The 12,607-nt window shown below is 52.6% G+C and carries 10 protein-coding genes; 5 read left to right on the forward strand and 5 right to left on the reverse strand.

What is annotated here, in order from left to right:
* Positions 1-79: 79 nt before the first annotated feature.
* Positions 80-1,381 (forward strand): CehA/McbA family metallohydrolase domain-containing protein, encoded by a 1,302-nt coding sequence (locus tag KOR42_RS03690; RefSeq protein ID WP_146507257.1) that lies wholly within the window; start codon positions 80-82, stop codon positions 1,379-1,381.
* A 51-nt stretch (positions 1,382-1,432) separates the two neighbouring features.
* Here the strand turns inward: KOR42_RS03690 and KOR42_RS03695 are convergent, their stop codons facing one another.
* Entirely contained in the window at positions 1,433-1,837 is a 405-nt protein-coding gene (locus tag KOR42_RS03695; protein ID WP_146507258.1) for a CoA-binding protein, read from the reverse strand.
* A 110-nt stretch (positions 1,838-1,947) separates the two neighbouring features.
* Complete coding sequence (locus KOR42_RS03700; protein ID WP_146507259.1) at positions 1,948-2,778, reverse strand: HpcH/HpaI aldolase family protein; 831 nt, start codon at positions 2,776-2,778, stop codon at positions 1,948-1,950.
* Positions 2,779-3,165: 387 nt separating this feature from the next.
* Between KOR42_RS03700 and KOR42_RS03705 the strand changes: the two genes are divergently transcribed.
* From KOR42_RS03705 to KOR42_RS27775, 3 genes are all read left to right on the forward strand, one after another.
* A complete protein-coding gene (locus KOR42_RS03705; protein ID WP_146507260.1) occupies positions 3,166-5,736 on the forward strand; it encodes an outer membrane protein assembly factor BamB family protein in 2,571 nt (856 codons plus the stop codon).
* Between the two features lie 117 nt (positions 5,737-5,853).
* Positions 5,854-7,515: an outer membrane protein assembly factor BamB family protein gene (locus KOR42_RS03710; RefSeq protein ID WP_146507261.1), complete on the forward strand. Its 1,662-nt coding sequence runs from the start codon at positions 5,854-5,856 to the stop codon at positions 7,513-7,515.
* 115 nt (positions 7,516-7,630) lie between these two features.
* On the forward strand, positions 7,631-7,858 hold the full coding sequence (locus tag KOR42_RS27775; protein WP_146507262.1) for an FmdB family zinc ribbon protein: 228 nt from the start codon (positions 7,631-7,633) through the stop codon (positions 7,856-7,858).
* Positions 7,859-8,213: 355 nt separating this feature from the next.
* Here the strand turns inward: KOR42_RS27775 and KOR42_RS03720 are convergent, their stop codons facing one another.
* The 3 genes from KOR42_RS03720 to KOR42_RS03730 all read right to left on the reverse strand — a co-directional run bounded on the left by KOR42_RS03720 (position 8,214) and on the right by KOR42_RS03730 (position 10,859).
* The gene (locus tag KOR42_RS03720; RefSeq protein ID WP_146507263.1) at positions 8,214-8,690 is read right to left on the reverse strand and encodes a hypothetical protein; all 477 of its coding nucleotides are present in this window, start codon (positions 8,688-8,690) and stop codon (positions 8,214-8,216) included.
* A 218-nt stretch (positions 8,691-8,908) separates the two neighbouring features.
* The gene (locus KOR42_RS03725; protein ID WP_146507264.1) at positions 8,909-9,523 is read right to left on the reverse strand and encodes an RNA polymerase sigma factor; all 615 of its coding nucleotides are present in this window, start codon (positions 9,521-9,523) and stop codon (positions 8,909-8,911) included.
* Positions 9,524-9,617: 94 nt separating this feature from the next.
* Positions 9,618-10,859 (reverse strand): outer membrane protein assembly factor BamB family protein, encoded by a 1,242-nt coding sequence (locus tag KOR42_RS03730; protein ID WP_146507265.1) that lies wholly within the window; start codon positions 10,857-10,859, stop codon positions 9,618-9,620.
* Positions 10,860-11,239: 380 nt separating this feature from the next.
* On the opposite strand from KOR42_RS03730, the gene fabF reads away from it, so the two are divergent.
* Entirely contained in the window at positions 11,240-12,523 is a 1,284-nt protein-coding gene (gene fabF, locus KOR42_RS03735; RefSeq protein WP_146507266.1) for a beta-ketoacyl-ACP synthase II, read from the forward strand.
* Positions 12,524-12,607: the final 84 nt, after the last annotated feature.

Raw genomic sequence — 12,607 nt, forward strand, 5'->3', positions numbered from 1 at the left:
TGACAGTGAACGTTTCGTTTCAACGTATGACCGTTCCCCGCCTTTCGAATCCCCCACCCGCAACCTTCGAGATCTTCTCATGCCACGTCTATTTCTCCTCTTGCTGTTAGTCACGGTTCTGGCCCTGACCAGTTTCGGCCTCAACATGTCCGGTTCGCCGGGAGAGCTGACTGCCCAGTCAACGGAGAATCTCAAGTGGTACAAAGGAAACCTTCACACCCATTCTCACTGGAGTGATGGAGACGATTATCTGGAAAACATCGGGCTCTGGTATCGCAATCAGGGCTACGACTTTCTGGTTTTCACCGATCACAATGTGCTCGCAGACAGCGAAAAGTGGGTCGTTGTCGAGAAGACCAAAGGCGGCCGAAAAGCATACGAGAAGCTGCAAGCCAATTTTCCTGACTGGATTGAAGAACGGACAGTGAATGGTCAACTGGAAGTCCGAATGCGGATGTTCGACGAAGTCGTTGAGAAGCTCGAGGTTTCGGGTTCATTTCTGCTGATTCAGGGAGAGGAGATCAGCGACAGCTTTCATCGGCATCCGATTCACATGAACGTCAGCAACGTCGAGGAACTGATCGTTCCCCGCCACGGCAATAGCGTCTTTGAAACGATGCAAAACAATGTCGACGCGGTTGTCTCTCAACGGAAGCTGACGGGAAAGCCGATGATCATTCACCTCAATCATCCCAATTTTGGCTACGCCGTCTCCGCAGAAGACATCATGAAGCTGCAGGGAGAAAAGTTCTTTGAGGTTTACAACGGACACCCCGGAGTTCACAACACTGGAGATGGAACACACGCATCGACCGAACGAATTTGGGACATCGTTCTATCTCAGCGACTCGGAAGACTCGACCTTCCGCTGATGTACGGTCTCGCGGTCGACGACGGACACAACTACCACTCAATTCCAAGCCGGGCCAGCGAACCGGGGCGCGGGTGGGTGATGGTTCAGTCAGCATCTTTGACTCCCGAGAACCTCATCGAATCACTTGAGTCCGGCCAGTTTTATTCTTCATCGGGAGTGACGCTCAACGCATTTGGACACACCGAGAAATCGATGTCAGTGGAAGTCCAACCGGAACCGGGAGAAACCTACACGATCGAGTTCATTGGAACCGACAGCGACACCCCTCTCGACGGGGAACCGATTCTCGGAGATGATGGCGAACCTTTGGCTGTCACCCATCGTTACAGCTCGGAAATCGGTCGAGTCTTGCAACGCACCGAGGGCACCTCGGCGACTTATGAGTATCAGGGTACGGAACTCTACGTTCGTGCGAAAATTACGTCTTCCGCGGATCATCCCAACCCTTCAGAACTCGGCGATAAAAAGTCCGCGTGGGTGCAACCGATAGTGGTCTCTGCCAAGTGAAGATTCTCTGTTCCGCCGCGCTGAGAAAAACATCGCGGTCGGAATTCCGTTTCACTCCTCCCGAAACCCCATCACCACAAGGATGCACGGGCCGCCCGCGATCACGTTGATGCCGGCCTGTTCCGCAGACGCGACAGAAGCTTCATTCTCGGCACCTGGCTGCATCCAAATGTGCTGAATGCCAGCTTGAATGGCATCTTCGACAATCTTCTCGGTGATTTCCGGGGGAGTGATGATGGAAAGACCGTGGACCGTTTCGGGAAGATCCTGCAACGTCGAGTAGGCAGCAACTCCCTCCACAACTTCCGCATGCGGGTTCACCGGGTAAGCGGTGCGATCGTTCTGAAGATAGCACCGCAAAACTTTGTTTCCATACTTGTGCCGTTCGGTCGACGCTCCTGCGACCGCGAAGACGTCACCCGCCAGAAATGATGGAATCGCGTCTGTGGAATTCATTCTTCGATGACTCCGTCGTCAATGGGGACATCCGGTCAAGTACGTTCAGTCGACCGCTTGTCTCAATCCGTGGGGAATACATTTTCGAGAGTGGCAACTGAAATCACTTGTTAAAAGAACTCTCGAAAAGTTTCCGTCACAGCCTGAACTCCCGCCTGGAATGTTCGAACATCATTCGTCGGCGAAAGCATCTGACATCCGTGTTTTCGCAGCATCGCAGCATGTTCGGGGTTCGTCGTCACTGCTCCGAGTGCTTTATTGTGCTTCTGACAAGCTGCGGCGATTGTCTCGACCGCTTCCAGGCATTTCGGATGGAGAAAGTCTCCCGTGACTCCAAGCGCTTGACTCAAATCGGACGGTCCGATGAACAGCAGATCAACATCTTCGATCGCTGCAATTGCATCACACTCTTCCAACGCACCAACAGTCTCGATCTGAATGGCGACGAATGAGCGTTCGTTGGATTCTGCACAAAACTGAGCGACAGGCAACGTTCCGAATCGACCGTCAAAGCAACCTGCGTTCAGCCCACGGTTTCCTCGAGGAGCAAACTTCGCCCACCGGACAAACTGTTCTGCGTGCTCCGCGGACTGAATCTGTGCAGCCATCACTCCGCTTGCCCCCGACTCCAGACACCGCGTCACCAACGAGTAGTCATCGGGCGGAATTCGCACAAAGCAGTCGAGAGAATGCGACCGCCCCACTGCTGCAGCGTGTTCAATGTCTTGAGTCGAAAAATCCGCGTGCTCAGCGTCGATCCAGAATCCATCGAAACCACCGTGAAACCCGTAAACCTCGATCAGGTTCGGATGATACAGACGACTCACTGCAAAGACATTGACCAAATCGCCCTGTCGCAACTTCTGTTTTAACGACAATGAAATCTCCTCATCTTCCTGATCGAATAAGCGTCCATCGTGGCCGTTTTCACGAACAGCCATCGACACGGATCCGGACCGCACTGCGGACAAAACTGATGTGCCATCCCGTCGCCTTCAAATGATTCATTCGCGGCGAGGGATCCATCTCGTTCCCATGTCATCCTGTCCAATGCGATTTTCTCTGAGCCTGTCTCGATGTGCAAGGAAGAGACAAAGAACCGTCGTTGAAGTTTTGACCGAAGATTTGATGAATTTCGCCGGAACAAGCCCACTCTGGACGCGAAAAATCTCATTCCGAGAGTTGGTAGTCCGCCGGTTCTCTCCTTGCCGACGCGATGCGTCTTCACTATGTTTAGAAGAGCGTGGATGTGAGTTCATGCCCCACCTAATTACTAGCAAGTTCGATCTCCCCTAAGACAACCTGGTTCCACTCAGAAGAGTCGTCGAATGATACGAAATATTGCATCTACTGCTCTCCTTGTCGGGATCTGTGCATCCCTGTGCAGCATTTCCAACGCCGAAGAAAGCTGGCCCTATTGGCGAGGCCCTGACTACAGTGGGGTTTCCGGCGAAAAGAACCTTCCTGCCGAATGGGATCCCAAAGGTGGTGAAGGAAGTAATGTTTTCTGGGCGCAGGAAATTCCAATCCGTTCCACTCCGACGCTGATGAACGGAAAGCTGTATGCACTGACAACTGCCAACCCTGAAGATGAATCACAGATGGGGGAAAAGGTTGTCTGTATCGATGCAGAAACCGGAAGCACTGTTTGGGAACATGTCTTCAACGTTTATCTGAGCGATGTTCCTTCCGAACGAATTGGCTGGTCAAGTGTGGCCTGCGATCCGGAAACCGGAAACGTCTACGCTCTCGGGGTGTGTGGGTACTTCTGTTGCCTGAATGGCGAAACCGGCCAACTGATGTGGCAGCATCCTCAATACAAATCCCTTCACGAAGAATTTGGCCTTCTCAGCACGTACGGTGGACGAACCAACTTCCCGATTGTTCATGAAAACAATGTGATCATCAGCGCGGTCACAATCGGTTGGGGAGACACTGCCAAACCTGCTCACCGCTTTATTGCGTTTGACAAACGAAACGGTGTCCCGGTTTGGATGAATGGAACTTCACTGCTCCCGGACGACACCACTTACAGCGCTCCTGTTTTGGCTGTCATCGATGGCGAACTTCAGATGATCTTCGCTTCGGGTGACGGAGGAATTCACTCGATGCATCCTCGCACAGGAAAAATCCTGTGGAGCTATTTCGTGAGTGGGCGCGGAGTCAACACTTCTCCACTTGTCGTCGGCAATCGAGTTTACTGCGGGCACGGTGAAGAGAATCTCGACACGACAGACATGGGTGCGGTCTTCTGCATTGATACCACCAAACGTGGGGACATCACAAGAACCGGAGAAGTCTGGCGGAAAACCGGAATCTTCAATGGACGTTCCAGCCCGATCATGATTGATGGTCGCCTGTACGTTGCTGATGACCGGGCGAAGCTTCACTGCCTCGATCCAGACACCGGCGAAGCTCTTGGAGACCCGGTTCGAATGGGAACCATGATGCGAGCCAACCTTCTCTACGCAGATGGCAAGATCTACGCTCATGAAGCCAACGGTCGTGGATACATTATGACTCCAACCGAAACCGGCGCTGACATCATTCACAAGTTTCGTTTCCAACGCGGAGAAGAAGCTCACGGCTCGCCGATTGTTTCCGAAGGACGAATCTTCATCCCAACCACCGGGAACCTGTATTGCATTGGACTACCGGATGCTGAAGTCGAAATCGATCCGCTTCCGCCAATGCCAGCAGAGAAAAAACCAGCTGGTGCCAACAAACCAGCCGAAGCACAAATCGTCCCGGCGGAACTCCTGCTTCGTCCTGGATACCGACAGGGTTTCCATGTTCGCCTTTACAACGAACGTGGACAGTTTGTCAGAATGGCGGCCGCAGCCGAAGTTCAGTACGAGTTGACCGGCCCCGGAAGCATTGATGACTACGGACTGTTCCAGGTCGGCAGAGATGTCGATCAGCCAGTCGCGACAATCGTTGACGCCAAAGTCGGGGATCTCACCACGCAAGCGCGGGTTCGAACAATTCCTGAACTCCCGTGGGCATTCGACTTCTCCGACGGGCAAATTCCGCTTCCATGGATCGGAATGGCCTATCGCCACGTGCCGCTCGACTTCGACCTGTTGATGTCGCTTCGCAAAGACGATCCGATGGCGAGCGACCTCTACATCTACCTGATGTCCGAGTTCGAAAACTTCGCTCCGAAGCGCGTCTTCGACGATAGCACACCGCAGCTTCGCTGGTCCGGGCTCCTGCAGTTCCTCGACATCGCAGAAGGAGCAGAACGCCCCAGAGATGTGGAAGCAGCCAAAGAAAAACTCGGGAACTCACTTCAACGACTCATCGACGAAAAAGTCGTCGCATCCGCCGAATGGAGCACCTGGGATCGTCCCACAAGTGAAGAAGGTGTGACTGCTGCGGAACCACGTCTTACGGTTCAGCGCGGTCCGCGTCTCATCGACGGAAACGGAGTTCTCTGCAAAATCACAACGATCCCCAAGGGAGCCCGAAGCCAGGGCTGGATCGGTCATCCGGACCTTCATGACTACACGATTCAGTCAGACGTCTACGCCTTCGAACGGAATGGAAAACTTCCAGATATCGGACTGATCGCCCAACGCTACACCTTCGACATGATGGGAGCGTCACAGCAACTTCAGATCCGCACCTGGACGCCTCAGCTGAACCGGTTCTCCGTGAACGTCCCCTTTGCCTGGGAAGCAGACCAGTGGTATACCATCAAGTTCTCTGCTGCCGTTGAAGATGGCAAAGCAGTCTTGAGAGGAAAGGTCTGGAAGAAAGGCGAAGAAGAACCTTCGGAATGGATGATTGAAGGTGTTGACGAAGTTCCCAACACAATCGGGAGCCCCGGATTCTTTGGGAATGCCAAGGACGCAGAGATCTTCTACGACAACCTCACAGTGACACGAAACAATTGAATGGATCGAACGGAGTGATCTTCGCTCTGCGTCGAACGGCCGTTTGACATTGATGTCCTCGTTCAATTTTTTACAGAAGTTCGGTAAGAGACAAAATTGCCACCAAAGGATTCATTTATGTCCCGCTTTCTTCAGTTTCTGCAGTACTCGGCTGCCTTCAGCCTGTTGGTGACAGTCTGTGCTGCACAGGATTACGATACTGTCTCAGCTGCTCAGGAGGAGATCTCCAAAATGGCTGTTGGGTCAGGTGACTGGCCACAATGGGGCGGATGGAGCCACAAGAACAACGTCTCTGGAGCGACTGGAATTCCGACTGAGTTCGACGTCGAAGCGGGAGAGGGAGTCCTCTGGTCAACTCCGCTTGGCTCACAAACTTATGGAAACGTCGTCGTTGCCAACGGAAACATCTATGTTGGAACGAACAACCATCACGGATACCTCGCACGATTTCCGAAATCGGTCGACTTGGGTGTGCTGCTATGCATCGATGAGAAGACGGGTGAGTTCAAGTGGCAACACTCCAGCCAGAAGCTCTCAACAGGTCGTGTCCACGACTGGCCAGATCAGGGAATTTGTGCTGCTCCTTTCGCTGATGGCGATCGCGTGTGGTTTGTGAGCAGTCGCGGCGAAGTTGTGTGTCTCGACGCAGATGGATTCCTCGATGGCGAAAATGACGGACCATTCACTTCCGAAGGAAACGAGAACAAAGACGAATCCGACATCATTTGGAAGTTTGACATGATGGGCAAGCTGAGCGTGTCACAGCACAACATGTGCAATTGCTCGATTGCCTGCATTGGAGATGTTCTTTTCGTGAACACTTCGAATGGTGTGGACGAATCTCACGTCAATATTCCTTCACCAAATGCTGCCAGCTTCTTCGCGATGAATCGTGACACCGGCGAAGTCCTCTGGACCGACAGTTCCCCTGGCCTGAACATCCTTCATGGACAGTGGTCTTCTCCGTCGTATGCCGTTATTGACGGACAGGCAATGGTCTTCTTCGGGGGTGGTGACGGATGGCTCTACGCCTTTGATCCTGCAGGTGACGGGAACGGAAATGCCAAGTTGCTTTGGAAATTCGATTGCAATCCAAAAGACTCCATGTATTCCGTGAGCGGTCGAAGCGAACGCAATCACCTGATCGGAACTCCTGTCATTTACGATGGGCTCGTTTACATCGGAGTCGGCGAAGACCCTGAACACGGAGAAGGCAACGGCCACCTCTGGTGCATTGATCCGACGAAGCGCGGGGACGTCAGTCCAACGCTTGCTGTCGACAAAGATGGCAATGAGATTGAATTCAAAAACGACGGAACACGTCGGCTGCAAAAGATTCATCCTGATCAGGGAGAGTCGGTCAAAGAGAATCCGAATTCGGCGGTTGTCTGGCACTACACCGGTGACGACACCAACGGAGACGGCGACATTGAATTCGAAGAAGAGATGCACCGTACTTGCGGAACCGTGGCGATCAAAGACGACTTGCTTTACATCGCTGACTTCTCCGGAATCTTTCACTGCATTGATGCGAAAACCGGAAAATCGTATTGGAACTACGACATGTTCTCCGCAGCTTGGGGTTCCTCGTTGATCGTTGATGATAAAGTCTACATCGGCGATGAAGATGGCGACATTGCCGTCTTCGCTCATGGCAAGGAAATGGACCTGCTCGCTGAAAACCTGATGGACAGCTCTGTTTACAGTACCCCAGTTGTCGCCAACGGCGTGCTTTACATCACAACCAAAGACACACTGTACGCGATCGGTGAAAAGTAATCCGAGAGTCTTGCTTTACGACAAGATTCGAAAATAATAGAGCCTGCCAGTCGCATCGTCTGGCAGACTTTTTCTGTAGTTCGATTCGAAGTCCTTACCTGACAACTGACGACCAATGCCCACATTCGAATATCACTGTCGACAATGTGACCGAGAAATCGAGATTCTGGTCCGCTCAAACGAAGAGCCAGTCTGCCCCACTTGCAACAGCAAGAAACTGGAACGATTGATGAGTGCCCCAGCGGGCCGCGCATCAAGCAACAGCTTTCCAGTACTGGGAGACAGCTGTCCCCCTCCAGAAGCAGGACCGTGTCACCCGAACTGCTGTCGACTACCGCAATAAACCCTTCTCACGGTGTCGTCTCAATCGCCTGAGCGCATTTCGGGCAAGGCGGAAGTAGTTCTTCTGAAAGTTGAAGATCGCTCTTGAGAGTTCTTGAAGACCATCTCGAAGGATGATCCCGGAGCCCAAAGCTTGCCCTTTTGTCATCTCATCAACATGGAATGAGTGACGAGAGAATGAGCGTGTCTTAAGTCAGCCAAGTGTGCAAGTGCGTGCGTTCAGCAGAACGAGTTCAGCAGAGAGATCCAGCTTTTCATTCACTGGTCATGTGACAATTTCTCGGATCCGTCCAAGCCCGAAACTCTAATAATCTTCTGATTCAATCACTGATCGAAACTCGGCCCTCACAAGAGTGTTAGAGCGATCGATCGTCTTCATCTAACTTGTGCTGAGCGTATTCGGTGGATGAGTGATCGGCGGCCTGAAACCCGTCGAAAGCTCCTGGAATCGGTCCCATTCCCCTGCCCATCCCCGGAACATGCGAGTTCCCTGAAGGGTTTTGAGCGGGCACGAACCAAACCACGACAAACAGCATACAGGCCACCGTCAACGACACGACAGGCATCCAGCCTGCAAGATCAGACGACTTCCGGCGACCGGGCAAGTTTCCCAGTCGACCTTCAATCTCCGGCCACAGGCTCTTGGACACTTCGTAAGTCGACTCGGTATCAACCTGCTCAAGCACCGCCATCGCGCTCTTGAGTTCCTTGAAATGTTTCCGGCAGTCGAGGCATGTCGATGCATGTCGACGTGCCTGCTCCCAATCCGTGGGATCGGCTTCGTCGCGACCAAGTCGCAGCGCCATCAAACGTTTTGCATCGTGACAATTCATGATTACTTCTCGGTTCAACATTCACTGGCACCAGAGCCAATGAATTGAAATCATCTCTATTATGGCAACTCATTGTGAAAACAATGAAAAGTTCTCAAATTCTCTCTCGACTGGGAATCCGTTTATCCTCACGCCCTTCTATCGAACGATCAGTAGCTGTCCATAAGTTTCCCTGACCTTTGACCCGCTCCTCTTGATGAGTCGACACCCAAATTACTTTAGTCGTCATCCTGTTTCTGCCGCTTTTCCCACAGTTCCTGAAAGCGATTTCGTGCTTCCGCTAACCTCCAGCGAACTGTTGCTTCCTTGCGGTCGAGAATGGCGGCGATTTCCGATGTCGAAAAGTTTTCCATATCTCTCAGAATCAACACAGTGCGGTACTTCTCGGGAATCTCTCGGATGACCGCCTGGACTTCGAGTTGCAGATCACGCACGTTGCGAGGGTCTGCTTCCGGATTCTCAATCCATCGATCGGCAGATCGATCGGTGAACATGATCGTCCATACCCGACGTTTCCGACGACGGTGCAGGTCGAGTGCCAGATTGACACCAATTCGGAACAGCCACGGCGAAAATCTGCGAGAGGGATCGAACTGATCCAATCTCTCATATGCTCGAATAAACGTTTCCTGAGCCAAATCGTCGATCAGATCGAGGTCGAAAACGAAGCGGCCGATCACTCGCATGAGTCGGCGTTCGTATCTCTGAACGAGTTCGCCAAACGCCTGCTTATTCCCCTTCTTCGTTTCTTCCACTAACCGGGCATCACTCGATTGCGATCCGGCATCCACCAGAATGTCATATTCGTCGGTCAGTGATCGATTCGAAGCCATGGGCTGCCCGTTCATCTAATTTCCGTTTCCACTACTACGACTTGGCCCCAGCGTGCTGTTGGAAAATCATAAAAAAATCCGAAAAAACCGCGCCTTATTGACTCTCCCTCGCGGAAACCTGCACATCTGAACAGACAATCCTTCCCGCGGCGTTGCGGGTGTAGAGCCGATCATTCGCGAGAATCGGGGGAGTCCAGCATCTCGTCGAATTCACTTCTGTCGCTCCGAGAGGTTCGAAACTCTTCGGACTGGCTTCAAACTGGGTCCACAAACCTGATTCCCCCAGCATTCCGATTGCGTTCTCAGCGACAAGCAAGCTTGCCGGGCCGGGAAGTGGATGTTTCCAGTGGACATCTCCGGTCATCGGATTCATACAAACGAGCGCAGCCTCATTGCCTGCATCTCCATCGATTCCGAAGACGCTTCCATCCACGAGGACACCGGGGCTCATTTGAATCCGGAGATCTCGATTTCTCCAGAGTTGCGTGAGTTCCTCTCCTTTGAACTGGAACAGAGCCGTTCCCTTTCCGTAGCCGGAAGAGAGAAAAATGTGTTCTTCGTCGAGAACAATCGGATCGGCCGCATTAATTCCGTACCGTGTGATCCAGCGCTCGGATGCGACCACATCGCCGGAATCCGGTCGAACGATGTTGAAGGTCTTTCCGGAAACGATCAGGCAATAAACATTTTCTCCTGACTCAAAAATCGTGGGCGAAGTGTAACCAGCGTCTTCGTCGTTACTGGATTTCCACACGATTTGCCCATCCTCACGATTCAAGCAAAGCCCATTGCTGCCAACATTGAAGATGACTGTCTCGCCGTAATGCAGCGGAGATCCTGAAAATCCCCAGGTCGGCACGTTGAGTTCGAGTTCGTCAACGACATCGAATTCCCACTGAACAAGCCCGTTTTCCAGCCCCAGGGCAAAGATTTTTCCCCGTCGACTGATTGTGTAGACCGTGCTATCAACAATCAGAGGGGTCGACGTCGGCCCACCTTCGAACAGGTTTGGGTCCAGCGGTTCCGGATACCGGTGCTGCCAGAGAGAATCGCCGGTTGTCGCGTTCAGGCATTGCACAATGTCCTGATCATCAACATTTCCAATCGTCACGAGACGATTTTCCACGACGACCATCGATGACATTCCGGTTCCGACAGATGTTTCCCAAACCGTTGGGAGAGTCAATTCTGAACCGACGGGCAATTCGGCCGCAGAGTGACCATTTCGCATCGGACCTCGCCATTGGGGCCAGTCACCAGCGAAGGTGTCCAACTCACAAATCAGAAAAAATGTGAGCAGAACAGCGAGACGTCGAGTGGAGAAAGGGTTGTCCATATTTCAAGTTCTTGTCGCAAAAGCAGTTGTCAAACGGTCAATTTCCTGTCAGTCTTCCGCCGAACAAGTTTACAAATGATCAGTCGATCTGTCAGGCCATCACGCGAAGACGCTTGAGAATGCTTCTGAGACCAGGACGGCACTTCTCATTTTCTTTGTCGTCCGGCTATAATCTCAGGCATGCGATGGCTGAACATTTCGACAGCGGCCGAATTTACTGCGAACGAATCATTCGTGTTCAAAGAAGCGCACCAAGACTTTCCGGCTCATCCGTTTCGAGGTGATCCGAAAAAGCCGGTGGCGAACAGCTTCGAAAATAATCGATAACCTGGTACGGAACACCGAGTTGTCACCATGACGTCAAGACAGGAACTGTGAAGATGCGTAGACGTGTAGTCATTACCGGAATGGGTTGTGTGACTCCAGTTGGAAATGATGTGGAATCGACTTGGACCTCTCTCAAAGAGGGCCGAAGTGGAATCGATTTTATTACGCACTTCGATGCGAGCGGGTTCCCCACGAAGTTTGCCTCCGAAGTCAAAGACTTCAATCTCGGCGATTACATCTCGAATCCGGAGCGTTTTCACTACAGCGGACGGAACATTCGTTTTGCGATCGGAGCTGCGGTTCAAGCGATGAAGTGCTCGGGGCTTGAAGAAGGAAGCTACGATCCCACGAGATTCGGAGTTTATCTCGGAGCGGGCGAAGGACAGCAGGACTTTTTTCTGTTCATGCAACTGATTGCAAATGCCCAGAAGAACGGTGAGTTCGACATGGAGCATTTCACGCGAGAAGGATTGGAACGACTGAATCCCAACGAAGAACGGGAACAGGAACCCAACATGCCGGCTGGGCACCTCGCCAGCTTGTTTAATGCTCAAGGCCCCAATCTCAACAGTTTGACAGCGTGTGCGGCGTCAAGTCAGGCGATCGGAGAAGCGACGGAAATCATCCGCCAGGGAGATGCGGATATCATGATGTCCGGGGGATCGCACAGCATGATCCATCCCTTCGGCGTGACAGGGTTTAACCTGCTGACTGCACTCTCCACTCGGAATGATGATCCTCAAGCGGCCTCGCGGCCTTTCGATAAGGACCGTGATGGTTTCGTCCTCGGCGAAGGGTCCGGGATTCTGATTCTCGAAGAACTCGACCATGCGAAACGTCGCGGTGCCGAGATTCTGGGAGAAGTGCTCGGATACGGATCGACCGCAGATGCTTACCGCATCACCGACATTCATCCGGAAGGTCGAGGCGGGACAGCGTGCATCAAAATGGCATTGAAAGATGCAGGCAAGAACACCGACGACATCGATTACATCAACGCTCACGGAACGAGCACAGCGGTGAACGATAAGGTCGAAACTCTGGCGATCAAACAAGCACTCGGTCAGGACGCTTACGACACGCCCGTCTCCAGCACCAAAAGCATGATGGGCCATCTCATCGCTGCTGCTGGAAGTGCGGAAGCCATCGTCTGCCTGCTGTCCATGCGAGACAACATCCTGCCGCCGACCATCAATTACACAACGCCGGATCCGAACTGCGATTTGGATTACGTTCCAAACACAACTCGGGAGAAACCTGTCACGACGACTCTGTCGAACAGCTTCGGGTTCGGTGGGCAAAACATCTCGCTCATTCTTTCCAGATTCAATGGATAGGAATTCGTTCGAAGGCTGCGAATCCCCTGACATCGACTGATCGGCGTATCGGCAGAGCATTTTTGCGATTGTCAGTTCCCGCAG

This window comes from Thalassoglobus neptunius (assembly GCF_007859735.1).
In the GTDB taxonomy this organism is placed as follows: Bacteria; Planctomycetota; Planctomycetia; order Planctomycetales; family Planctomycetaceae; genus Thalassoglobus; species Thalassoglobus neptunius.